This window comes from Shewanella sp. NKUCC06_TVS, assembly GCF_019345515.1.
Classification (GTDB): Bacteria; Pseudomonadota; Gammaproteobacteria; order Enterobacterales; family Shewanellaceae; genus Shewanella; species Shewanella oncorhynchi.
The window spans coordinates 344857-369577 of record NZ_JAHKQX010000002.1 but is presented as its reverse complement, the minus strand read 5'-3'; the positions used below and the strand labels follow the sequence as shown (position 1 = coordinate 369577).

Sequence of the window (24721 nt, the reverse complement as noted above, 5' to 3'; positions counted from 1 at the left end):
TAACATAATTAACCCAAGACTAATGGGCCAAAAACACCGATAATTCCCCCTTAATGACTCATTACCAATGACGCGACTTGGTCGATGGGCTGCTACAGACTCGCATATTTAGTGGAAATCATATTCAATGGAAATCAAAGTTAATTTTCTCGACAATCTTAGACTTGAAGCCAAGTTTGATGATTTTACCGTGACCGCCGATCAGCCAATCCGCTACAAAGGGGATGGTTCTGCCCCTAGTCCGTTTGACTATTTCTTAGCATCGTCAGCCCTGTGTGCGGCCTATTTCGTGAAGGTATATTGCAAAGCCCGTGATATTCCAACGGATAACATTAGATTGTCGCAGAACAATATTGTCGATCCAGAAGATCGCTACAACCAGATTTTCCAAATTCAAGTTGAGTTACCCGAAGATATTTCGGAGAAAGATCGCGAAGGTATTTTGCGCTCGATTGACCGTTGTACGGTTAAAAAAGTGGTGCAAACGGGTCCAGAATTTAAAATTGAAACCGTCGAGAACCTAGATTCAGACGCCAATGCCATGTTAATGGGCCAGCCTAATGGCGCATCGAGCACCTTTATTCTGGGTAAAGATCTGCCGCTGGAGCAAACCATTGCCAATATGACGGGCATGCTCGCCGATCTTGGAATGAAGATTGAGATCTCTTCATGGCGTAACATAGTGCCGAACGTGTGGTCACTGCACATTCGTGACGCCGCTTCGCCAATGTGTTTCACCAATGGTAAAGGCGCGACCAAAGAAAGCGCGCTGTGCTCGGCACTCGGCGAGTTTATTGAGCGTCTGAATAACAACTTTTTCTATAATGATCAATTCTTCGGGACTGAAATCGCCAATAGCGAATTTGTGCATTATCCCAATGAAAAGTGGTTTGCGTTAGAGGAAGATGATGCGCTGCCAGCGGGTATTCTCGATGACTATTGCTTAGAGATTTATAACCCAGATGACGAGCTGTGCGGCTCGCACTTGATTGATACTAACTCAGGGAATATTAAGCGCGGTATCTGTGCGATTCCTTACACCCGTAAATCTGACGGTGAAACGGTTTACTTCCCGTCGAACCTGATTGAAAACTTGTTCTTAAGCAATGGTATGAGTGCGGGTAATAACCTGCAAGAAGCCCATGTGCAGTGCTTGTCAGAGATTTTTGAGCGTGCTGTAAAACGCCAAATCATTGAGCAAGAAATTGTCCTGCCCGATGTGCCTATGTCTGTACTAGAAAAGTACCCAAGCATCCTCGCGGGCATTAACGGCTTAGAAGAGCAAGGTTTCCCAGTTGTGGTTAAAGATGCCTCACTCGGCGGCCAGTTCCCAGTGATGTGCGTGACCTTAATGAACCCGAAAACTGGCGGCGTGTTTGCCTCCTTTGGCGCGCACCCAAGCTTTGAAGTGGCGTTAGAGCGCAGCCTAACTGAATTGCTGCAAGGCCGTAGCTTTGAAGGCTTAAACGATGTGCCAAAACCGACCTTTAACAGCATGGCGGTCAGCGAGCCAGAAAACTTTGTTGAGCACTTTATTGATTCAACAGGAGTGATTTCATGGCGCTTCTTTAGCAGTAAATTTGATTATGAATTCTGCGAATGGGATTTTTCTGGCACCAGCGAAGAAGAAGCTGACGGCCTGTTTGGGATCTTAGAAGCGTTAGGTAAAGAGGTGTATATCGCCGAGTTTACCGATTTAGGCGCATCGGCGTGTCGTATTTTAGTTCCTGATTATTCTGAGATTTATCCAGTTGATGACTTGATTTGGGATAACACCAACAAGGCGCTGGCGTACCGTGAAGATATCTTAAATCTGCATTCGTTAAGCACTAAGCAATTGGCTAATTTGGTCAACCGTTTAGAAGAAAGCCAACTCGATAACTACACGGATATTCGCACCTTAATCGGCATTGTATTTGATGAAAATACTGTGTGGGGAAAACTGACGATTATTGAGCTTAAGATCCTGATTTATTTGGCACTCGGTGCACACGAAGACGCGATTGAGCTGGTCGGTGAGTTCCTACAGTTTAACGACAATACCGTTAAACGTGGCCTGTTCTACCAAGCCATGAATGCTGTGCTGGAAGTGACCTTAGATGAAGAGTTAGAACTTGATGATTTTATCCATAACTTCAACCGTATGTTCGGTAAAGAAGTGATGGATAATGTCGTTGGCTCGGTCACAGGTAAAGTGCGTTTTTATGGTTTAACTAAAACCAGCATGCAGCTCGAAGGTATTGAGCCGCATTTAAGATTGATTGAAAGCTATAAGAAGCTGCATCAAGCCCGTAAAGCTGCGAAAGACCTGAATTAATTCTGTTATTTGGCATTAGCTTAATGTGTTTAAAAGCGAACCTTTTGGTTCGCTTTTTTGTTTGTTGCTCTTTTGATTCGCGCTTCTTATGAGCACTTGTGGCTATCACTTATTAAGGACGCTTGTTATTGCTATGTGTGGTTTGAAATGTTCAGTCCACTCAGGCTGTATTTGATATAACTCGATTTTTGCCGTTACGTTTAGCTTGATACAAGGCGGCATCAGCCCGCTTAAGCGTTTCTTCATAGGACTTATCCAATGGTTCGATAGAAGCGACTCCAATGCTTACGGTAGCAAACAAGCCATTGACCGCATATTTTTGCAGTTCAGTGTAAAAGCAATCGCAGAGGTATTCTGCAAATTCAACCGCTTGCGAATGCTCTACCCCAGGTAGGGCAATCACAAATTCATCGCCACCAAAACGATACGCGCTATCGGTTTTTCTAAATTGAGTTCGGCAGGTTTCGGCAACTGCGATGATGATTTGATCGCCTGCATAGTGACCCAACTGATCATTGATGGACTTTAAGTGGTCTAAATCGAGGATCAAGATTGAGGTGGGAATACGGTGGCGCTGAAATATATCGAATTGGAAGGTTAAATCACGTTCTAAGCGGCGACGGTTATAAAGCCCTGTCAGTTGATCGGTATCGCTTAGTTGACGAAGTTGCAGTTCAAGCTCATGCCGCTTGGAAATATTACTGGCGACCCAAAGCACCACTGGCTCATCATCAACCAGAAAGTCTAGTGCTTGAATGCGTCCCTCAAACCAAATGGGTTGTTCGGGGCCTATATCGGGTAAGCCTTTGACATCTTTATTGCTCAATTCATATTCTTTGATCAGTAATTTTCGGCTGGTTAATGCACTTTCGATAACCTGTAAAAAGTAATTGAGTTTATCAGCCTTTAACACATCGTTAAGATACAAGCCGATTAGGCCGCTACCATCGTGGTAATAACGGTCATCTTTACCACCGAAGACGGCAATGTATTTACCACTTTTTGACAGAACAAAAGTAGGATCAGGAAGTGCATCAAGGACTAAAGCCATTTCTTCTATTTTGATCATCGATTAAAATCCCTGTGGAAAATCACCCAACCTTAAGTCCGCTTGTCCAAGTTATCATAGATAAACTACTCTTTGGCGCTTTAGCTGCGAATGCATCCTGCGAACTCATTACAATTTAGCCGCTTTTGTGGGTAACAACAAACCATAACAATATGCCGTACAATTTATTTGTCGTCGCGATTTTACCAAGGCATCAGAGCGTTTGATGGCGCAGAGTTGTATCCCTGTTGAGGCTTAAAACCTAAGCCTTGCGATCGTATCGAGTCAGTCGTGATGTCTTGAACTTTAGCGTTTGTGCTTATGTTCAAAAAGCTTCATTGCGGTGTTTAGTAGACAGATGATTTTCGAGTAGAATCTAGGGCCTTAATTGTGGTTTTAATTTTACACTGGGATTTATAATGCATACTGCAGATGATTTTATTGAACATTTAGCGCTAGAGCAGCATGTTGAAGGCGGTTATTACCGCTCATCCTATCGTTCAGAAACGGTATTTGATCAGACTCGGGCATTATGGAGCAGTATCTATTTTTTGCTGCGTACGGGAGAGGTTTCCCATTTCCATCGTCTGACAGCTGATGAAATGTGGTATTTCCATGCGGGGCAATCGCTGACGATTTACATGATTGATCCTGATGGGGTGCTAACGACGGCGCAATTAGGGCTTAATTTAGCTGCGGGCGAGCGGCCACAGTTTTTAGTCCCTAAGGGCTGTATCTTTGGTTCAGCCATGAATCAAGATGGTTTTTCATTAGTGGGCTGTATGGTATCGCCCGGTTTTACCTTTGATGATTTTGAGCTGTTTAGCCAACAAACTTTATTAGCCCAATATCCACAGCATAGTGACATCATCCAACGTCTGAGCAGGTAGGGAATCGCTAAAGTCAGTTAAATTTAGCCAGTTGATTCGTTAAATGGTAACTTGGTTGACATTGCCTCATTCGGCAAAACCAAGGTCGCTCTGAGTCATTAAATTTGACTCAATAGTAAGATATCCCCGCGACAAGGCTTGTCTATTGGCGTTTAACCACGTAAAACATGCTTTTTGGCGTACCTCTATGTACCAAGTGTTATGGAGTAATTGAATTTGGAACACTTAGTGTGGGAGCTCGATCCTGTATTAATCTCGTTTATGGGACTAAAAATACATTGGTATGGAGTCCTGTTTGCTGTTGCTATTACTGCTGGTTTTCAGGTGATGAAGCGGATTTATATCAAGGAAAATCTCGATCTTGAGTCCCTTGATAATTTACTGATTTATTGTGTGGTTGGCATTATTGTGGGCGCGCGTTTGGCCCATTGTATGTTCTACGATCCGACTTATTACTTTGCTCATCCGCTTAAGATCTTGGCGATTTGGGAAGGCGGACTCGCCAGCCACGGTGGTGGTTTAGGCGCGATTCTGGCCTTGTATTATTACCAACGTAAAGTGAAGCTACCCTTCCTGTTTTTGTTGGACAGACTCGCGATCGCAACCGCCATTTTTGGCTTTTTTGTGCGTATGGCAAACTTCGCCAACTCAGAAATTTTAGGCGATCCTACGACTCAACCTTGGGGCATTATATTTGCCCGTGTCGACATGTTGCCAAGACATCCAGCACAGCTCTATGAGGCTTTCGCTTATTTAGCTATCTTTATTGGTCTGTATGCTTTGTATCAATACACGCAGATTAAACAAAGACATGGGGCTATTTTCGGCCTGTTTCTGGTATCGGTGTTTAGTGCGCGAATTGCGATTGAGTCGATTAAAGTTAGCCAAGCGGCTTACTCTGAAACTTTCTTAAGTGCGGGACAACTTCTGAGCTTACCGTTTTTAGCCGTAGGTATAGTCTTGTTGTTCTTGGCGTATCGAAAGAAAACCGTTTAAATTTAAATATCAAACGGTTAAAAAAGGCTTTCTATCTAGATAGAAAGCCTTTTTTATGAATTAATCATCAAGTATGACGTTAGGCTGTCTTCACTATATTGGTCACCTGCACCATGGCATCCCGAGCGGAACGGCTCACGCCCGAGAGTTGGAAGAAACCATGGATGACGCCAAGATAACGACGGCAGTGGGCATTTACGCCAGCCTCTAATAGATTCCTAAATAGCTGTTCACCTTCATCGACGAGTGGATCGAATTCGGCGGTGATGATATGGGTTTCGGGTAAGCCTGCTAAGTCATCACGGCGTAGTGGACTGGCTTCGGCATCGGTTCTGGGGTGCCAATCTAAATACAGATCGAAACCTGTTAGCAAGGTGTCGCGGGTGATGATGTATTTCTCGCCATTGTCGCTATAGCTTTGGCTCTTCGCGGTGGCATCGAGCATAGGATAGATAAGCACTTGTTTGTGTGGCAACCATTGCCCTTTGGCTTTTAAACGCAGGCAAGTGACTAGGGCTAAATGGCCGCCGGCGCTGTCGCCCATTAGGGTGATCTTAGTGTTATCACCGCCCCATTGGTGACAATGTTGATAGATGACTTCTGCGGCATGGCAGGCATCGTCGTGGGCAGCGGGATAAACATGTTCTGGGGCGAGGCGATAGCGAACGGCGATCACCAGTGCGCCAGAATCATTGGCGAGTTTTCGCAGTTGTTGATTGTGGGTTTCAACGCCGCCACTGACAAAACAACCACCATGGTAGTAAATGACGATAGGTAAATTGTCTGCCGCCGAAGGTTTGAACAGAGTTAATTCTGCGCCATCGATGGAAATTGCGCGCACCTCGAACACCTCTTCAGGCTCACCTGCGAGTACAGTGCTGGCAATATAACCTTGTCTACGTTGCTCAATACTTTGCTCTCGCACTGATGGGCAACCCGCCGCGATAAACTCGCTAACCAATTGCTTAATTCCCTCTTCTAAATAGAGTTGGCTCATTTAATACTCCCTCAATTTTTAGTGCGCTCGGCTGTTCTGCAATGGGCTGAGTTTATCGGCAGCTTAATTGAATTGGTAGCCTAGATTCACACTCAGCCATGAGCTCTATCATGATTGCGGAAATTAACTTTGGTATTAACTTAGTAATGAATACGGTTGCAGTCGGCATCTTTTTCACTATTACAGATTGAGTTGTAGGGTGTCTTGTAAGAAAATTACCAACTTAATTGACTGTCAGGCTTAATGCGCTTAAATGTCCGCCTGATTGTGCGTTCGATAGCACTTTGATGTCTATTTGTGAAAGTGGGTTTCAGTCTCTTGGCTAAAATATAGGTTGCCAAGATGCTGTTTGAGCGACACATTGAGCCAGCGATCACACTCGTTATTCGTTCTCTATTTGCAGGAATCTTTCGTGGCAAAAGCACCCAAAACATTGCAACAGCGCATGGGCATAGTTGCCCTGACGTGGCCGATTTTTATCGAGACCTTGTTGCAATCTCTGCTTGGGATCAGCGATATCTTTATGCTGAGCCATTATTCCGATAATGCGGTTGCCGCGGTGGGACTCACGACTCAGCTGATGTTTTTCATGATGGTCATGTCCATGATGGTGAGTACAGGCGCGAGTATTTTGATTAGCCAAAGCAATGGGGCAGGCCAACCGCAGCAGGCTATAGACATAGGCGTGGCGAGTGTCGTATTGAGTTTGGTATTAGCCTTGGTCATGGGTGCATCTATGTTCTTTTGTGCTAAGAGCATTATCGGCTTATTTGCGCTTGAGCACGATGTGGCTGGTTTTGGATATGACTATTTGGTGATTTGCGGCAGCTTGAGCATAGGGCTAGTGATGAACATTGCCTTCGCCGCTATTTTGCGTAGTTACGGCTTTACCCGCTCGGCTATGCTCGTCACCTCAAGCACAGGCTTGATGAACGTCATCGGTAATTATATTGCCCTGTATTCTCCCTTTGGTTTACCTGTTTATGGGGTAACAGGGGTGGCTATTTCCACCGTCACCAGCCAGATCATCGGTGCCGTGATCATGCTGATGGTGATCCGCTATAAAAAGATCCCGTTGCCACTGCAACGGCTTAAATTATTACCGCGCAGCACCTATTGGAGCGTGATGCGTATCGGCTTGCTCAATGCCGGTGAGATGTTGTCTTACAATGTGGCGCAGATGACCATCATCTATTTTATCAGTCAGATGGGGACGTTATCGCTCACGGCTTATACCTATGGCCTAAACATCAGCCGGTTTATTTATTGTTTTGCGGTGGCGCTCGGGCAGGCGACGCAAATTCAGACCGGGTACTATGTCGGCAAACAATGGTTCGATGAAATCACTGTGAGAGTGCAATGTTACTGTCTGGTGGGTTTTATCGCTTCGCTGGTCATAGTCTTAGTCTTCTACTGGCAGCGATTCACTATCGTTGGCTGGCTTAGTGAGAACGAGGAAGTCATCCAACTGACGGCGTTATTACTGGCAGGTTCTATCGCGCTTGAAACGGGGCGGGTGTTTAATCTGGTGATTATTTCGGCATTAAAAGGGGCGGGTGATGTGGCGTTCCCTGTACGGGTTGGCCTCTTTAGCATGTGGGGCATAGGGGTATTATTGGCTTGGTTCTTTGGCCTTCACTTAGGCTATGGCGTACTCGCCGCTTGGCTTGCCGTCGCCGCCGATGAGTGGATACGCGGCCTGATTATGGTATACCGCTGGCGCTCGGGTCGCTGGCAGCGTTTTACGCGTATTCCGCCAGTAACCCCAGCTTAAACTGTTCTGATATCAAAAGGTCAACGCTTATTGGTTGCCCCATTTGCCCGATTTCAGTAGTTCATTTTTAAATTGTAGATACCTTGGGTGCCCTTCATAGGTTTCGATTTCCATAGTGCTATAAGGGGCAAAAATAGCCCCTGGAATTTGGCATCCTCTAGTAATAACGTCTTCTAATGAGGGCATAAAACATTCTTTAATCGGGTCAAAATGGATTTTATAACTGGCATAGCCGCGCGCAACAAATCTATCGGTTATGGTTTTGAATAGCTGTCCAAAAGGTGTATCGAGCGTTTCCGGCGTGGAGTAATAAAAGCCTTGCCCGTACCAGTAAAGTAATAAGGCGGTACCTGCATCGCAGAGTGGATGTTCGATAATCGCCCTGACCATGTTTGGGTCATGATCGTCCCAATTCAAGTTCCCCGCGACAAAATGCAATTCCTCCATACTTTGTAAGTCACTGATACAGGTGATTTGTGTCGCCGCTTTGCCAAAGTAGGTACTGTCTTGATGTAAAAAGTCGTAATCGGGATCGGCGAGTAATTTGGCGAGTTGTTGTTGATTGGCAAAACAGCCAAATTCTGCGCATTCATAGGCGCGAATAAATTGTTCCTGGGAGAGTAATTTAGCCAAGGGAATCCTTTCTTTTTATAGAAAACACAGTTTATAAAAAATACAACGCCAGCCTTTACGTAGTAAAAGGCTGACATCGAAGAAAAGGAGCGTAAAACGTTACGCTTGCTGCTTCAACAAGGTACGACATAGCTTGATAAAGTCCGATGACGTGACGATACCGAGCACCTTTTTATCGGCATCGACGACGGGTAAGCAGCCGAGTTTGTTTTCGATAAAATATTCCACCACCACAGTTAAAGGCTCGTCGGCGGTAAGATGCTGAAAGTCTTGGTCCATCACGGTTGTGATCGGCGTGTATCGTTCTTTGCGCTCGAGCGCGCCTTGGCCGTACTTGTTCAACATAGTCATCACGCTGGCGATCATCTTTTTATGGGTGAGTACGCCAACGAGGGTGCCATCAATTTCAGAAATCACAGGTAAGTGGCGTACGCCACGGGTTTGCATCAGATGGTGGGCATCTTTCAAACTGGCGCCATCGCTGATGCAGATGACTTGATCACTCATAATATCGCTGACTTTCATTGTTAAATTCCTTTTCTTGCCATTCTTAGACGTGCATTTAACACGCTGCGTTAGCCTGCACCGATGTTAGCAGCTTCCTTGTTCGCTGCGCCAGTCCTGCATAAATAAAGTACGCCATTCAGTATAAGTATTTGAATTGATAGAAATCATAAAAGGCTGACAAAGATGTCACAAATGTGTAACAGTGATGTCTCACAATCGGGGTCTCATTAGACCTCATACCAGTGAAGCCTTTTCTAACAAGGAATAATAATAATGAATCGTACCGTAACTCGTCGTGACTTTTTGGCTATGTCGGCCAAAGGTGTTGGCGTTGCTGTGATCTCTTACGGCTTGATGGGCTGTAGTGATAGTAATGATGATAATTCTGTACCTGCACAATTTTTACATGGAATTGCCAGTGGCGATCCTGCGATTGATGCTGTGATCCTTTGGACCCGTGTCACGCCTGAATCTGAGGGCGATGTAAAAGTGAGTTGGCAAGTGGCAAGCGATGCGGCTTTTAGTCAATTAGTGACCACGGGTGAGATGGTCACTAATGCAAGCCGTGACTACACGGTTAAGATTGATGCCCGCGGCTTACGTGCTGGCCAAAACTATTTTTACCGCTTTATGACAGGTGACAAAACCTCAGCCGTGGGTAAAACCCGTACTCTGCCTGAGGGCGATGTGAGTTCTGTCAAATTGGCGGTGATGTCCTGTGCGAACTTTCCAGCCGGATACTTTAACGTCTATGAATTAGCGGCGGCGCAGGATGACTTAGATGCCGTTGTGCATTTAGGCGATTACATCTATGAATATGCCCGTGGCGGTTATGCCAGTGAGCATGCTGCAGAGCTTGGCCGTGAAGTCTTACCAGCCACTGAGTTGCTGACATTAGGCGATTATCGCACCCGTTATGGGCAGTACCATACCGATGCGAGTCTGCAAAAGTTACACGCGAAAGTGCCTTTTATCACAGTGTGGGATGATCACGAAGTGGCCAACGATACTTGGCGTGATGGCGCAGAGAATCATAACGAAGGCGAAGGCGATTTTGCCGTCCGCAAAGAAGCGGCACTGCAAGCTTATTTCGAATGGTTGCCTATTCGTCCATGGCGCGAAGGGAACCATGAAGAGATTTACCGCAGCTTCAGTTACGGCAATCTTGTCGATCTGCACATGCTCGATACCCGTGTATTGGCCCGTGATAAACAGCTCGATTATGCCGACTATATGGATCCGACAACGGGTTCGTTTGCGGGTGAGCGTTTCCTTGCCGATGTGACTTCGACCACTCGCACTATGCTGGGTCTGACGCAATTGTTATGGCTGCAGGGCACTTTGCTGCAAGCAACGGGCAAGTGGCAGGTGTTAGGGCAACAGATTTTGATGGGCAAGATGTCATTGCCGGCGGCGATTGCGACGCAGCAGATGAGCATTCCCCAATATGCTATGTTAGGCGCGTTAGCTAAGTTAGCGGCGCGTGCTGCGGCAAATGATCCCACGCTGACCGCCCAAGAGTTGCAATATCTTCAGGCTAATCAAGCCTTATTAACCCCAGAAGTTATCGCACTGCTGCAATTACCTGCCATTCCATACAACTTAGATGCTTGGGACGGTTATGCCTATGAGCGTGAGGTGATTTTAGGTACGGCTAAATCGAAAAACCTCAATCTAGTCGTGATCGCGGGTGATACCCATAATGCCTGGGCTAACGAGCTTAAAGATGTGAATGGCGATACCGTTGGGGTGGAGTTTGCGACCAGCTCAGTGTCTTCACCAGGTCTTGAGTACTATTTGAATCTGCCCGCTGAGCAGATCCCTGCGACTGAGGCGGCGATCGTCGAGTTAGTGCCAGATCTTAAGTACGCTAACTTAAAAGACCGAGGCTTTATGACGCTCACCTTTACCGCTGATGAGGTGCGCAGCGACTGGCATTATGTGGATACCATTCTGTCGAAGGATTTCCAAGCGGCAACGGCACGTGGTTATAGCGCCAAAGCAAAAGTGGGCGAGCATGTGATTACGCCTATCGTTTAACGCAGGTATTTATTCGCTGTTTTTAGGCCACCTTAGGGTGGCCTTTTTGTTGCTTTTTGCCTAAAAAGGCAAAATAAATGTCTGTTGTCACGCAAGTTCTTACTATTACTGCAGCACAGCGCATTTTTTTGGTATAAAATTCGCTCCCAAAATTCGGCGGCTGCCTACACTTGCTAAGGCCAAGCTGTTTTAGTGTTTTGGGAACCTTTACCCGCCGAACAGACCTTACAGGGGTCATAAGCTTTAACGACCTAAGAATAAAATCAATGTGATGGGGACTGTGTCATGTCAGAAAAGTATTTTGTTACCGCGCAGCAATTGCTGGAAGATTCATTTTTATTAGCTTCGCAAGTGTATGAGAGTGGCTTTCGTCCGCAGTTTATCGTGGGTATTTGGCGTGGTGGCGCTCCAATCGGGATCGCGGTACAGGAATTTTTCGACTTTAAACAAGTAGAAACCGATCACATTGCCGTGCGTACTTCTTCCTATTATGGGATTGGTACCGACAAGCAAAGCAAAGAAATCAAAGTTCACGGTCTGCATTACATCGTTGAAAATGCGAACGCTAGCGACGGTTTATTGATTGTGGATGACGTGTTTGACTCTGGCCGTAGTATCCATGCATTAAAAGAAAAACTCGGTCAGTTGATGCGCCTGAATATGCCAACCGATATCCGTATCGCTTGCCCTTATTACAAGCCAAAAAATACCGCCGTGCCTTTAAAGCCTGACTATTACATCCATGCCTCTGAAGACTGGTTAGTTTTCCCGCATGAAGTCACAGGTTTAACGCCGGAAGAAATTGCCGAAGGCAAGGGCGATTTAAAGAATATCCAGCACCTGTTTAAATAGCTTGCTCGCGGCGAAATATAGACTATTTTCGCAATAAAAAATGCGTTAACGATTAATCGTTAACGCATTTTTTGTTTTCTATATCGACGACTTATAAATCCATACAGTTCGCATAGTAAGTCACAGTGGCGGGCCAGTCGGAGAACACTCCAATCACACCGACATCTTTAGCTAATACATCGAGTAATTCAAAGGTATCGCCTTCGTTATCTATGGCTTCGGTAATGCTTTGATAATAAAAGCCGCCGCCATTTTTTAATAATCCAGAACGTTCCAGCGACCAAGTGATGATCTTAAGCCCAGCGCCTTTGGCGGCCTTAGCGTATTCCGAAGGGATGATCTTTTTGTCCGCATCTAAGGCGACTAAAACCCAGAGTGGCGGTGCGATAATTTCGACGCCTTGGGTCTTCAAATCCGCCATTGATGGTGACCAAGTGGCAGAGTTTTGCGGATCGAAAGCGCTGTTATAATCGTATCTGTCATCGAGAAATACGGCTTGTTTCGCAAACTCAGGTGCATTGGCAACCCAATATTTGATGTCATCTAAGATAAATGATTGAGGGAATACTTGCGAAGCATCGACGCCTGCCGCCGTGTATTCATCTAACATTTTTTGCGCGTAATCCTGCTGAGTAAAACCATCGAATGGCATAGATACGCTGGCGGCTTTGAGCTCTGGCGTCATCTTCACACCGGCTTTTTTAAACATTTCAATACTTTCAGCGTGGGTCATCAAGGTGCCATTGCCAGCGTAGAGATCGGTGCGCCAGCTTGGAGTGCCATTGATGAATTCGGCCGCAATGGTCGCTTTAGGATTGCTGCCTTCCATCTTGCCTTTGAGGGTTTTAAATTCGGCGAGGGTGATATCGCTAGTGCAACAGGTCGCCGATGCGCTGACGCCATTGGCGGCATCAGCAGGAGTGAATGGGGTCGAGCATTTATTAGCCAGTTCAGGCACGGCTAAAATGTTGGTCGTGCTGGCAAGATCGCACTGTGAGTGGCGGCACACTAAGGCTTTATCAGCGGTAAAAGTGACATCACACTCGACGATCCCCGCGCCCGAATCGATAGCCGCTTGGTAGGATTCCTTTGTATGCTCAGGGAATTGCATTGGTGCGCCACGGTGACCGATGGAAAACTCGCTGCGATAAAAATTGTCAGTGGTACATTGTTCTAAGCGGGTTTTAAGTGCGCTGTCTTGCATTTGACGCACGAGGAATAAAGGTCTTTCTCCCACTTGAGCTGGAACAGGTTTGCTGGCAGGTGGCGTGACTTCTGTGTTGTTATCGTCACTATTGCAACCAGCTAATAAAGCGCTGGTGGCAATTAACAGGCCGAGTGAGAGCGACGAAATAGGGCGTAGTTTCATCAGATTTACCTATGAGTAATGATGTAAATTATTAATATTAATCAGAAACTCTAAAGTGTTAATGTGACTGAAAAAGCCTACTTTTATGACATAAACAAGAATATATACCGTTTGCACGACGATTATCTAAGGCGTGTGTGTTTGCGCTAGCTCGCGATAAACATCCATAGATAGAGGATGAGGGGGATATATGCGCAGTGTTGTTTTAGACTTGAGAATTGACTCCACTGGGCGAGTCGATGAAACTGGCATGAATATTTTCATCTGGGCGATCTTTCTGGGCCGAAATCAAGTACACTGCGCTCCTTTTGTTTTATGATGAGCGTTTGGTTCGCTTGATAAGACAAACGTGACAAGCATCATTTAGGAAATAGAGCAGAATGAGCAAGGGCAAAAAATACGATTTTCGCGTGACACAGGGCGACAACGGTTGGAAAACTGAAATCACTCGTCGCATGACATCAACTAAAACAGTTGTGTCTAAGAGCCATGATGGCTTTGCGACTGAAGCCGAAGCGCAAGCTTGGGGCTTAACTGAATTACAAGTGTTTTTAGGCACGTTAACTGAGCGCAATAAACGTCGTTCAGAGAAACAAGCTAAAGCAAAATTAGCCGCAGCATTAGCGGCTGAAGCGGCTACTGATGCCGAAGATCTTGATGAAGATGATTTCGACGAAGAGTAACACTCATTCGTTTAACCTTGTCTTATCAAGCCAGTGTGATCGTAAGGGAGCGTTCAAAGCGTTCTGAAACGTCACTCTGGCGATGAACAGCAAAAGGCAGATCTTAAGATCTGCCTTTTGTGTTTTTGTCGCTCGCGAAACTGTGCATATCAATTCATTTCATCCTATTTCCTCGTTTATCTTCATACACTCTGTTCGGCTGGACTGATCTACTGATGCTGTCATTAGCTTGTTTTTATCGCATTTAGTCGGAATTACGTACCCTATACCACTAATAATTAACGATAACTATTATCATTTGATTTACTTAGATGCTGCTCTGTGCTCATATGTAAGGAATTCGAACGCACGTTTAACTTTATCAAGGTAAGGGAACTCCTATGAAACTACTTCAATCCAGTTTATTGCTGTGTTTGTCGGCTTCGGCAACCCTGAGTTATGGCCAAGCCTTAGATGGAGAGGCGTTACGCTTACTACAAGCGTCGCTAAAGGATTCGACTTTGGATGCACAAGCTCAGTTAACCAATACAAAGCGGGCATTGGCGTTAGATTTAAGCCATCAATATGCGCAGCTTGCGCCTATCTTACAGACTGAAATAAACCAGTATCAGTTAGCAGTGAATGCCGATGACATTCTGTCTCAGCATAGGCTCAATGATAATGTGATCACCAAAGCCGATGCGTCGATTCGCCGAGTGAAGGGCTTAAGTGCCAAAGCAGATTCTCTGGTGCAAGTGCGTCTGGCGGATGAAACCATGTTAACCCCATGGCAGCAAGGTGAGTCTCCTTTATTTGCCTATGAGCCCGATGGTGACGAGAGTCAGTGGGATTATATTGAAGCCTTTGATATTCATGGGCAAGTGCATCAATTAGACGTGTATAACCTGCCGCAGCAGCCAGTGTTTGTGGTCGGTATCGATAGCAAAAAAGCCTTTGTGGCTGGCTTAGAGGTGATGCGGGCGACATTTGCCGAGGCGCAGTCAGCGAAAAAAGAGGGCGCGCTACTGAGCCGTGCGCAAACACAGGCGGTGGCAGATAAGCCGATTTCAACCACAGTGATCAAACAAATATCCTTGAAGGATGACCATGAGCCGTGGATTTCTGGTCGTGCCGAAATTTACGGCATAGTGACTGGGGTTGATCCAAGCCGTGAAGAGCCTGTGCTCGATATCGTCGAAATGCCCTATTTAGATTATGCGGATACGACCTATTATCCGAATCAAATCATCATACATTGGGAGCGTTATCGTTGGGCTGCTGCGGACATGATCTTAATGGAGCATGACGATGGTACTAACTATAAAGTGTTGGCCACTAAGCTGTTGGAAGCGGCGGAGCAGATCTTAAAGTCGATCCCCGATCCTGAAGCTCAGGGTTATGCGCTGATCCCGCAAATTACCAATGGTATTTTAAGTGTGATGCCGGATGCTTGGTTCACCAATGACGATGACTTTGTCGACGTGTATTACACCTTGCAGGAAGGGGTTGAATATCCCAACTTGAACGGTGCTAACGGTAATGCAATGACGAGCTTTGCGCCATTAGTCATCCAACCAAGACCATGATGGATTAGTGCGGCTAAATGCAATGGCTGAAATGTAAAAGCGGATCCTAAGATCCGCTTTTTTGTTTTTATCACTTAACGTTAGGCTAAGCCATTCACCTTAAGCTTTTAACTTGAAACTGCCTTGCATAATCGCCCAGTGACCTGGGAAGCTGCAGAAGAATTGGTAGGCTTCGGTGGCGCTCATACCGGCAGTGCTAAAGGTGATCGACGTTGATTCGCCACCGCCCACTAAATCTGTGTGTGCGATAACGCGCGTATCACCGGCTTTGACATAGGCTGCATCAGGACCGGCGCTCATACCTTCGGTCGCTACGGCTGACATATCGGCAGCCTTAGTTAATACCCAGTTATGGCCCATTGCTGCTTTTGGCAAGGTGCCTGAGTGGGTTAAGGTTAAGGTCACTTCTTTACAGCTTGCAGGTACAGACAGCTCTTTAGTGTCAAATTGCATTGCATCAGTGGCGGCAATTTTCAGTTCACATTCGTTGGCACTCGCTTGGCTAGCGAATAATAATCCTAGGCCGATTAGGCTAGTGCTGGTCACGTTACGTAAAGCTGTGCTTTTTGCTTTCATCTGGTACTTCCTTATTTGAACAAGGGTAGCCGAGCCGTTTTGACTCGGACATGCACCTGCTAGCATAAGCAATCTTCATTAAATGGGAATGAAATCAGCGTGTAAATTATGTATATGCAACTTTAGGTTGAAAGCTTGCATCGTTATTGGCGGCAAAATTGTTAGCGGTAAACATAGGTGAGTACTTATTTGGAGTGAACTAAGTACTCAGGAACTATTATTTATGTGTTTGATTTATAAATTATAATTTTTTGTTCTAACGCAGGGCGTCTACTTCAGAACGTCTTACGTTTTTAGTACGAAAGCTCCTGTCGATAGGGAATCGCACGTTGTGCGCCTGGGCGAGTGACAGTAATGGCACTGGCTGCATTGGCAAATCCCACGGCTGCAGCAATCGACATGCCCTCGCTTAAGCCCACAACTAAGGCGCCATTGAAGGTATCCCCTGCGGCGACTGTGTCTATGGCCTGCACTTCAAACGCAGGTATTAGCCCATTAAAACCTGGGCTGCTGATAAATGCGCCACGGCTACCTAAGGTAATGACCACAATCTTTACTCCCTGCTGGTGGAGAAGTTGCGCTGCCATGTGTGCATCATCAATATGGTTGATCTCAACTCCCGTTAAGGCTTCTGCTTCGGTTTCATTGGGGGTAATAATATCTACCCACTTGAGTACATCTTGGCCAAGTGCCGTCGCTGGAGCAGGATTTAGTACAGTCGTCACGCCAAGATTCTTGGCTATTTGCAGCGCCTTTGCCACTGTGGCAGCGGGCGTTTCCAATTGTGTTAACAAGTACTCCGCATTAGCAAACAGGGCGTAATGAGCTTCTAAGTCATCGGGTGAAAGGCTGGCGTTGGCACCTGCGGCAACGCCAATCGTATTCTCACCGTTATCACCGATAAAAATCATGGCAGTGCCAGTGCTCAGTCCGGTTATTTGGCGGATCCCTTCTGCACTGATGCCATCTTTCATCCAGCTTTGACGCATATCATCGCCGATACTGTCTTGGCCGAGATGGCAGATAAAATCAGTGCGTGAACCTGATTTGGCTAAGCGCGCGCAGGCGACGGCTTGATTGGCCCCTTTGCCGCCCTGTTCGAGGCGGTAATCTCGGCTCATTAAGGTTTGCCCTGCAGCGGGCAGGTACTCAAATTTCATCACATGGTCGGCATTTGCACTGCCGATAACGAGTATCTGGCTCATAGAAGACTCACTGTCATTTTTATCTGCGATTGAGATAAGTTGCATCATAGACGCGTAAACTGTCTACCAGTAAATCGACAAAGCCTTGCCTATCGATCCCAAACAGCACAGTCGCATTGGCGGCTTTACCTGTGAGCTGATAGCGATCGACCACTGTCATGCCTAAGGTCAACTCACTTTGGGTTTCAATGCTTACCCAGCAATCTTGCGCCTCAAATAGCTCAGGTTTAAGCAACCAAGCGATAGTGCAGGGGTCGTGCAATGGCGCACCAATAAAGCCCCATTTAGGATCTCTGTGGTAAATCATAAAGAAATCCAATAATTCGGCGACGCACTGAGCAATTGGATTTTGAATCGCGCGAATACGTTCTATGTCTTCATCCATGATTTGCGCCTGATGAGTCACATCGAGCCCACACATAGTAATGGGAATACCTGACTTAAAGACAATATCGGCGGCTTCAGGGTCGACAAAAATATTAAACTCGGCGGCAGGCGTCCAATTGCCGACACCGGCTGCGCCGCCCATTAGCACTATGCGCTCGATCTTGGCGTGTAATTCGTGGTGGCTGGCGAGCAAAAGCGCGATATTGGTGAGTGGTCCTGTGGGAATTAAGGTTACTGGCTGATGACTTTGGCGAATTTGCTGCGCCATTAGTTCAACTGCGGTAATGGCTTGAGGACTAAAACTTGGATTAGGCAATGCAGGGCCGTCGAGTCCGGTTTCACCATGGACATTGTCGGCAATGATTAATTCGCGAGCTAATGGCTTGACGGCGCCGCCAGCGACAGGAATATCACTGCGATTTAATAAGGTTAAGATCCGCAGGGCATTATTGAGCGTTTTATCCGGCGTTTGGTTACCGGCGCTGGTGGTGACGGCCAGTGGAACCAGCTCTGGATGGGCGAGAGCTAAAATGAGCGCAATAGCGTCGTCATGGCCGGGATCGCAATCCAGAATAATAGGGCGAGTCATACTGTTACTCCTTTAAACAGCGGTGATGGGGGCTTAGAATAGCATGCCATCAGTTAGGCGTTAGCCTGTGTAGGGGACTTGCAGAGTAAACTGTGAGCATTTTCGTCTTTTTATCAACAAGCTGCTAGAATTCTGCCCATTTTTGACATTAGGCGATGTTAGGTAAATCCATTCTCGCTCTGTCCGCTGCACAACATTGAATGACATCTCCAAGCAAATATAAGGAAATAAGTAATGCTCACTCATCGAATCACTTGGCCTAAGGTTTTACTCGTGGGCATGGTTGCCATGCAGATCTCTGGTTGTAGCGATCCTCAACCTATGGCCGTTGTGGAAAGTAATAACGAGTCATTGCTACAGTTTGATAACGGTAAACTCATCCAATTTAAGGAAAATCCGAGTCCACAGTATCGCCATATTCCCTGTGATTTACCCGCAGTCGAGACTGTGGTCACCAACAGTTCGGCCTTTGCGGCGTTAACACAATCTGGTGAGGTGATCACTTGGGGTGACAGTTATGCTGGCGGTGATAGCCGGGAGGTGACGGAGCAGCTTAAGCAAGTTAAGCAAATCGTCCCAGTCAAGGACGGGTTTGCCGCGCTACGTCAAGATGGCACTGTGGTTTACTGGGGTAATGTAGGGAAATTGAGCCTCGACAAAGCCCTGCAAAACCGCATGACCAATATTACCAAGTTGTTCGCTAATCAAGAGGCCATTGCGGCCCTTGATGCTAATGGCAAGGTGCATACTTGGGGTTATGGCCCCTACGGCGGCAATAGCTTACATGTGCAGGATCAATTAGTTGATGTTGTCGATATCTTTGCCAGAGGACGCAGTTTTGTCGCCCTCAAAAAAGAAGGTAGCGCGGTGATTTGGGGGCAGGTTGAAGAGTCGACCAATATGAAAAAGTTACTCCCGCAGCTTACGGATGTAGCGAAGATCGAATATTTTCAACACACCTATGCCGCCTTGAAAAAGGACGGCACTGTGGTGAGTTGGGGTTGGCGCAGTGATGCTTACTCGATCCGCAGTGCTTTAAAGGATGTGGCGAGTATGACGGCAAACAATTGTGCCTTTGCGATTTTAAGTCCTACGGGGGATGCGCATTTTTGGGGCGATGGGATTAACTGTGGTGTCGATTGGATTAAAAAAACCGATATCACAGGGGTAAAAGAGATTATCAGCATCGGCTCAGGCTTTTTATTACTGCGGGATAAGGCCGTGCCGCAAATTGTGGCCGACGATACTGATTACGCTCATATGTTTGGGTTTCACTATGCCCAAGACATTCTTGATAAATATTGGCAGGAAGGCAGCGTCATTACTCGAGGGCCTGCCTCCTTTGTGTTTACGCGTCCCGATGGCAAAGTGGTGCCTGTTGGTTATCGCGCCAACCGTGATAATGTGGAAAAGTTAATGGCACGTATTCCGCGACTCACTTGGTTAGATGGCGCAGATGACGGTTATGTTGGCATCAGCGAAAAGGGGGAGCTGGTCTCTTGGTCGATGAATTTGCCCATGTTCGACAAGTCGCCAGTGCAACCTGCTGACTCGTTAGTGATTAAACCGCTGGATTTTACCCCCGTTGCCCAATGCGAAACCCCTGAGCAGCGTCAGGCGATTTTGAGCAAAGACAGACCAAAACCTGCGGCAAAAAACTGGGATGGTGTTTTCTAGCTCATGTGAGTTTTCTCGCTAACTTGAGATTAATGGACTTTCATCCGTATAGACGTCTATAATGCGCGCGCTCAGGTCTGATATGCCCTGAGCCTTGTTGGGCGTTAACAGATTGTACGCCCTTTGAACCTAATTTTGAGTCAACCTTCTGTGGTGCTTACGATGATAGTGTCGTGAGATAATCGGGAAGCCAGTGAAATTCTGGCACTGCCCCCGCAACGGTAAAAGGTGAGAGAAGACCGCGTTTGATTGGTGTGTTCAAGACTGAACCCGAAAGTCAGAATGTGAAAGGTCAGTCTCGCGTTAATCTAACTTTTAATGGATTAACATAGCCTAAGTCCGGAGACCGGCCCTGAAGGTGTTTTTGAGATTTCGGTGGGCAGATCTCAAAATGCGATAATCACCGTCAGTATTTACGACTGAATTAACGGTATCGTGGCGTCAATGCCCCGTTTTCCTTGCAGGAGTTAAAGGTAAAATGGGAATAAATCCAACAAAAATCGCGCTGCTGATCGGCAGCCTTTGCAGTTTTTCAATTATCGCGCCTGTTATGGCGGCTGACGATACCAGCACAGCTAAAGTCGACGAGCATCTTGTCGTGATCGGCCGCTCTGATAAGACCCCGTTAAATATTGCCGCCAATGTGAATGTGATTGATGCCGCGGCTATTGAAATGAGTGGCGCAACTAATTTGACCGACGTCTTACGCGGTCAAAGTGGTATTCAAATTTCGGATAACAATATTGGAACTAGCTTTGCGATGCGTGGTTTTAGCGCCAGCACTGCCGTTAATAACACGCTGATTTTACTTGATGGTCGTCGTCTCAATAATATCGATATCGCCGCACCTAGCCTTAATGCCATTCCGCTTAATCAAGTGGATCGTATTGAAATTTTATCGGGTAGTGCAGGTGTACTTTATGGCGATCAAGCCGTGGGCGGGGTGATTAATATTGTCACTAAGTCCCCTGAAAATACTGGCGGCAGCGTGCAGTTATCCGGCGGCAGTTTTGATACCTATGAAGGTCGTGGTGATGTGTCTGGCGCGATCAACAAAGATTGGCGTTACTTTTTCACCGGTAGTTACAACCAAGGTGACAACTATCGCCAGCATAATGCCAACGAAACCGGCTCTATTCTTGGCCGCATTCAATATAAAACAGCCACAGACTCATTCTTTGTTGAAACCAGCTACTACGATAACGATCGTGAAAATCCGGGCTCGCTTACTGAAAAGCAATTTAAAGACGATCCCCGTGCTTCATCAAATAAGGTAGAGTATGCCCACGAGATGACCACTGCGGCGCGAACGGGTTACCAGCATCAGCTTAATCAAAACTGGGCGCTGGCGGCGGATTTAGATTACAGCGATACCTTAGTGTCTTCTCTTAATTGGGGGGCGAACAGCCATAACACACGCTCACTGTTAATGTTTAGCCCTAAAGCGTTAGCGAATTACAGTACGCGTCAAGGCGAGCTAAACCTAGTCACAGGTTTAGACATCAGCCGTGGCAAGGCTGATTTTGACACTATGGCGCGCAGTAATGTGCAGCAAATGCAAAGCGCCTATCTACAAGCTACAGTGCCTTTAAGCCATACTTTAAGTTACGTTGTGGGTGGCCGTTATGCGCGGGTGACCGACGAGTTAGTCGATGGCAATGTCTATCCTAATGGCATGGATTTAGATGAAAATGCCCATGCATTCGAACTGGGTTTAAATTACCGACCAACTGCGGAGCACAGACTCTATGTGCGCGCTGATGATAACTTCCGTTTTGCTAAAGTGGATGAGCAAGCTTATACATCGCCGGGCGTATTTGGCTTAAAGCCGCAAACAGGCCGTTCCTATGAGGCGGGTTGGGATTGGGCTGTCGCTAGTCAAACCCTACGAGTCAGCCTATATCGTCTCGATTTAGAGGATGAAATTGTTTATGACTCGAGTGCAGTTAAACCCATAGGTGGAAATTTCAACGGTGCAAACGTTAATGCCGACGCTTCTCGTCGTTATGGCGCGGGTGCCGATTGGGATTGGCAGATCACTAAAGCGCTGCAACTCGGGCTGGAATATAACTATACCGACGCCGAATTTACCGATGGTGCTAACGATGGCAAAGAGCTGTCTTGGGTGGCAAAACACACGGGACGCGGTTATGTCAGCATGGATTTTGCTGAGCATTTCCAAGTATTTGCCGAAGCTATCTACACGGGTGATCGTTTTATCGAAGGCGATAACGCTAATCAAGGTGATAAGCTAGCAAGTTACGTGCTTGGTAATTTAGCCTTGAATTATAATCGTGATGCTTGGCTTGCCAGTCTGCGTATCGATAATGTATTCAATAAAGATTATGTCAGTGCAGGTTATTACGGTGGCGATTGGGGGGATAGTTACTATTCTGGTCGAGGTCGCGATATTCGTTTCACTGTGGGCTACCGCTTCTAAATATTAATGAGCTATCTAATAACAAAGCCAGACTCAGTCTGGCTTTTTATTTTTTACGCTGAGTTCAAAGAATAAATCTTAAAATAGGTATAGTCTTGAATATCGTTTTAGTAGAGTAGTTTAATTGTCGTTATCTATAGTGTGTTAGCGGGCAGTCATCACTAAATAGGAGTAATTTATATTTTACTCTGCTGTTTATGGCTGAAATTCTTAGTATTTTAGGTATGATGTGAGCTGTAACCGAATCATCTTATTGTTAATAAACAGGTGTAAAGTGTCTTATGACTGATCTTGAGCAACAGGTTTTTACTCAAGTTAGAGCTATCATAGCGAACGAAGAGCAAGTGATTGGCCGCCGAGGAATTCTAATTCCACTCAAAAAAGCGATCCTTGCTGAAGGTGACATTCGTAATGTGATTGACATTATCTCGAGCGATCCCGCATTGGCAGCGCACATGCTTATGCGCAGTAATTCCGCGCAGGCTGCTGTAGTGGAAAATCACAAAACTCGCTCGTTGAAAGAAGCTTTGATCCGCTTAGGTCAAGTTAATATCTATCGCTACGCCTTTACGTTCTATTTAAAAGAACGCCTCGATGAACTGCCACAGCCCTATAAAAAGTTGGTCCAAGGTTATTGGAAGCTGACTGAAGATATTGCAACGGATGCGGTAGATAGCTTAGCGGATATGGAAGGTGTGGAGGTTGATGCTGACGAAGTGCAAACCTTAGCTCTGTTCAGTGTGTTCGGCCAAATTATCGCACTGACCGCATTTGCCTATTTAAATGCTAATGCCGAACAGTCATTTCCTTTAAGTGTGATTAAGTCATTGATTGATAATCAACAACAGACCTTAACCATCGAAGCGTTCGAGGCGTTAGATCTCGATCAGGATCTGCGTCAAGAATTTATGATCGCCCATAATTTGCGTCAGACCCGTAATCCTAATTCATCAGGGTTGATACTGCGCCGTGTCTTGTCTATGCGTGGATTGTTGATGAATCCGCTGTAATTTGTCGATGCTATGAAATAGTCATTTGACTCAATAAACAAGCCTGCATTCGCAGGCTTTTTACTCTATGTCACCCGCATTAATTCGTCTTCTGCTGGCGGGATAAACCTTCCCTCGCCACCAGTTGTAACCAATTTTGGATCAATGCAGAGTTAGCACTGTGGCGGCGATAGGCACCAAATAGCGGTCGTTTCAGACCTTCTTGGCCGAGTTTTACCGTAGCGAGACTCAGTCCATGTCCTTCATTAATCGACCAGCTTGGCAGTGCGGCTATGCCGTCTTTACAGGCGATGCGTTGCAATAACATCATGGTTAAATCACAGGTTTTTTGCTCGCCCGCCTCTATGCCCGCAGGCTCTAAAAAGTGGCGATAAATATCTAAACGTGTCAACGGCACTGGATAACTGATAATAGGCAAGTGTGCTAATTGCTTAGGGGTGACATAGGCTTCTTTCGCTAAAGGATGATCCTTAGCAACCACTAACTTCACTTCAAAATCAAACAAATGCTGGTAGGCGAGTGAATGCCCAGGCACAGGATCTGAGGTTAATACAATATCCAGTTCACCCATTTCTAAGGCATTGAGCGAGTCGAACAGATGACGGCTCGATAAGTCTAACTCGGCTGCCGGATGATCTTGCCTAAATTGCTCCATTACAGGCATTAACCAGCGAAAACAGCTATGGCACTCAATGCCGACCCGCAACTGATTGGTTTCGGTTTCCAGCCCATTCTTCAAATCTGTCTCGGTTTCTAACACCTTAGGCAAAATTTCTTCGGCCAGATGCAGCAGGCGTGCACCTTCTTGGGTGAATGACAGTGGCTTACTCTTACGCACAAAAATGGGCGAGTTAATCCTTTGCTCCAGCTCCTTAATCTGGTGGGAGAGGGCGGATTGAGTGACAAAACGTTTTTTGGCTGCGCCCGCCAAACTGCCGCTTTCTTTCAGGGCCATTAAGGTTCGCAGGTGTCTTAGTTCGATCATGTTCACTCCAAGTGAATTTCGCTCATGTTGTGCTTGAAATCAATTCGGTTGCTGGCATAGAGACTAACACAATAAACTTCTAGACGTCCAGACGCCCATTGTTATTTATCAAGGCTGAAATGCTGAAAAGTGCCAAGAGAAAACAATCTGGTGGGTGCAAGTGCCGAATATGGCTTATCTC

At 46.3% G+C, this 24721-nt stretch carries 20 protein-coding genes and 1 riboswitch; of the genes, 11 read left to right on the top strand and 9 right to left on the bottom strand.

The genetic code is table 11. The features are described from left to right. Nucleotides 1–127: 127 nt before the first annotated feature. A complete protein-coding gene (locus KO531_RS03665; RefSeq protein ID WP_219250409.1) occupies nucleotides 128–2317 on the top strand; it encodes an OsmC domain/YcaO domain-containing protein in 2190 nt (729 codons plus the stop codon). Between the two features lie 160 nt (nucleotides 2318–2477). On the opposite strand, the gene KO531_RS03660 is transcribed toward KO531_RS03665, so the two are convergent. Further along, nucleotides 2478–3386, bottom strand: coding sequence for a GGDEF domain-containing protein (locus KO531_RS03660; RefSeq protein ID WP_219250408.1), 909 nt, complete (start codon nucleotides 3384–3386; stop codon nucleotides 2478–2480). A 398-nt stretch (nucleotides 3387–3784) separates the two neighbouring features. Between KO531_RS03660 and KO531_RS03655 the strand changes: the two genes are divergently transcribed. Next, entirely contained in the window at nucleotides 3785–4255 is a 471-nt protein-coding gene (locus KO531_RS03655; protein ID WP_113939074.1) for a cupin domain-containing protein, read from the top strand. A gap of 216 nt (nucleotides 4256–4471) precedes the next feature. Continuing rightward, complete coding sequence (gene lgt, locus KO531_RS03650) at nucleotides 4472–5251, top strand: prolipoprotein diacylglyceryl transferase (RefSeq protein WP_131523760.1); 780 nt, start codon at nucleotides 4472–4474, stop codon at nucleotides 5249–5251. Nucleotides 5252–5330: 79 nt separating this feature from the next. Here lgt and KO531_RS03645 read toward each other — a convergent pair whose 3' ends face one another. Then, entirely contained in the window at nucleotides 5331–6248 is a 918-nt protein-coding gene (locus tag KO531_RS03645) for an alpha/beta hydrolase (protein ID WP_219250407.1), read from the bottom strand. Nucleotides 6249–6660: 412 nt separating this feature from the next. Between KO531_RS03645 and KO531_RS03640 the strand changes: the two genes are divergently transcribed. Next, the gene (locus KO531_RS03640; RefSeq protein WP_219250406.1) at nucleotides 6661–8022 is read left to right on the top strand and encodes an MATE family efflux transporter; all 1362 of its coding nucleotides are present in this window, start codon (nucleotides 6661–6663) and stop codon (nucleotides 8020–8022) included. A gap of 27 nt (nucleotides 8023–8049) precedes the next feature. Here KO531_RS03640 and KO531_RS03635 read toward each other — a convergent pair whose 3' ends face one another. Both KO531_RS03635 and KO531_RS03630 read right to left on the bottom strand, forming a co-directional pair. Further along, nucleotides 8050–8655, bottom strand: coding sequence for a DUF4274 domain-containing protein (locus tag KO531_RS03635; RefSeq protein ID WP_219250405.1), 606 nt, complete (start codon nucleotides 8653–8655; stop codon nucleotides 8050–8052). Nucleotides 8656–8754: 99 nt separating this feature from the next. Next, entirely contained in the window at nucleotides 8755–9180 is a 426-nt protein-coding gene (locus KO531_RS03630; RefSeq protein ID WP_219250404.1) for a CBS domain-containing protein, read from the bottom strand. Between the two features lie 255 nt (nucleotides 9181–9435). Between KO531_RS03630 and KO531_RS03625 the strand changes: the two genes are divergently transcribed. Both KO531_RS03625 and KO531_RS03620 read left to right on the top strand, forming a co-directional pair. After that, nucleotides 9436–11202 (top strand): alkaline phosphatase D family protein, encoded by a 1767-nt coding sequence (locus KO531_RS03625; RefSeq protein ID WP_219250403.1) that lies wholly within the window; start codon nucleotides 9436–9438, stop codon nucleotides 11200–11202. 285 nt (nucleotides 11203–11487) lie between these two features. Continuing rightward, nucleotides 11488–12054, top strand: a complete 567-nt coding sequence (locus KO531_RS03620; protein WP_006080219.1) for a phosphoribosyltransferase family protein — start codon at nucleotides 11488–11490, stop codon at nucleotides 12052–12054. A gap of 91 nt (nucleotides 12055–12145) precedes the next feature. Here KO531_RS03620 and KO531_RS03615 read toward each other — a convergent pair whose 3' ends face one another. Then, entirely contained in the window at nucleotides 12146–13423 is a 1278-nt protein-coding gene (locus tag KO531_RS03615) for a glycerophosphodiester phosphodiesterase family protein (RefSeq protein WP_219250402.1), read from the bottom strand. A gap of 380 nt (nucleotides 13424–13803) precedes the next feature. Here KO531_RS03615 and KO531_RS03610 point away from each other — a divergent pair, with 380 nt between their 5' ends. Next, nucleotides 13804–14106 (top strand): DUF3622 domain-containing protein, encoded by a 303-nt coding sequence (locus KO531_RS03610; RefSeq protein WP_105250177.1) that lies wholly within the window; start codon nucleotides 13804–13806, stop codon nucleotides 14104–14106. Nucleotides 14107–14486: 380 nt separating this feature from the next. After that, a complete protein-coding gene (locus tag KO531_RS03605) occupies nucleotides 14487–15671 on the top strand; it encodes a DUF3103 domain-containing protein (RefSeq protein ID WP_219250401.1) in 1185 nt (394 codons plus the stop codon). 99 nt (nucleotides 15672–15770) lie between these two features. Here KO531_RS03605 and azu read toward each other — a convergent pair whose 3' ends face one another. The 3 genes from azu to rihA all read right to left on the bottom strand — a co-directional run bounded on the left by azu (nucleotide 15771) and on the right by rihA (nucleotide 18428). Continuing rightward, complete coding sequence (gene azu, locus KO531_RS03600; protein ID WP_028759449.1) at nucleotides 15771–16247, bottom strand: azurin; 477 nt, start codon at nucleotides 16245–16247, stop codon at nucleotides 15771–15773. Between the two features lie 293 nt (nucleotides 16248–16540). Continuing rightward, a complete protein-coding gene (gene rbsK / locus KO531_RS03595; protein WP_106651895.1) occupies nucleotides 16541–17452 on the bottom strand; it encodes a ribokinase in 912 nt (303 codons plus the stop codon). A 19-nt stretch (nucleotides 17453–17471) separates the two neighbouring features. Continuing rightward, nucleotides 17472–18428: a pyrimidine-specific ribonucleoside hydrolase RihA gene (gene rihA / locus KO531_RS03590; RefSeq protein ID WP_105250175.1), complete on the bottom strand. Its 957-nt coding sequence runs from the start codon at nucleotides 18426–18428 to the stop codon at nucleotides 17472–17474. A 234-nt stretch (nucleotides 18429–18662) separates the two neighbouring features. Here rihA and KO531_RS03585 point away from each other — a divergent pair, with 234 nt between their 5' ends. From KO531_RS03585 to KO531_RS03575, 3 genes are all read left to right on the top strand, one after another. Beyond that, complete coding sequence (locus tag KO531_RS03585) at nucleotides 18663–20105, top strand: hypothetical protein (RefSeq protein WP_219250400.1); 1443 nt, start codon at nucleotides 18663–18665, stop codon at nucleotides 20103–20105. A 134-nt stretch (nucleotides 20106–20239) separates the two neighbouring features. Continuing rightward, nucleotides 20240–20475, top strand: a riboswitch (cobalamin riboswitch). A gap of 108 nt (nucleotides 20476–20583) precedes the next feature. Then, on the top strand, nucleotides 20584–22545 hold the full coding sequence (locus KO531_RS03580; RefSeq protein ID WP_219250399.1) for a TonB-dependent receptor: 1962 nt from the start codon (nucleotides 20584–20586) through the stop codon (nucleotides 22543–22545). A gap of 281 nt (nucleotides 22546–22826) precedes the next feature. Continuing rightward, nucleotides 22827–23555: an HDOD domain-containing protein gene (locus tag KO531_RS03575; RefSeq protein WP_105250172.1), complete on the top strand. Its 729-nt coding sequence runs from the start codon at nucleotides 22827–22829 to the stop codon at nucleotides 23553–23555. A gap of 79 nt (nucleotides 23556–23634) precedes the next feature. Here KO531_RS03575 and KO531_RS03570 read toward each other — a convergent pair whose 3' ends face one another. Next, nucleotides 23635–24540, bottom strand: a complete 906-nt coding sequence (locus KO531_RS03570) for a LysR family transcriptional regulator (RefSeq protein ID WP_105250171.1) — start codon at nucleotides 24538–24540, stop codon at nucleotides 23635–23637. Between the last annotated feature and the right edge of the window lie 181 nt (nucleotides 24541–24721).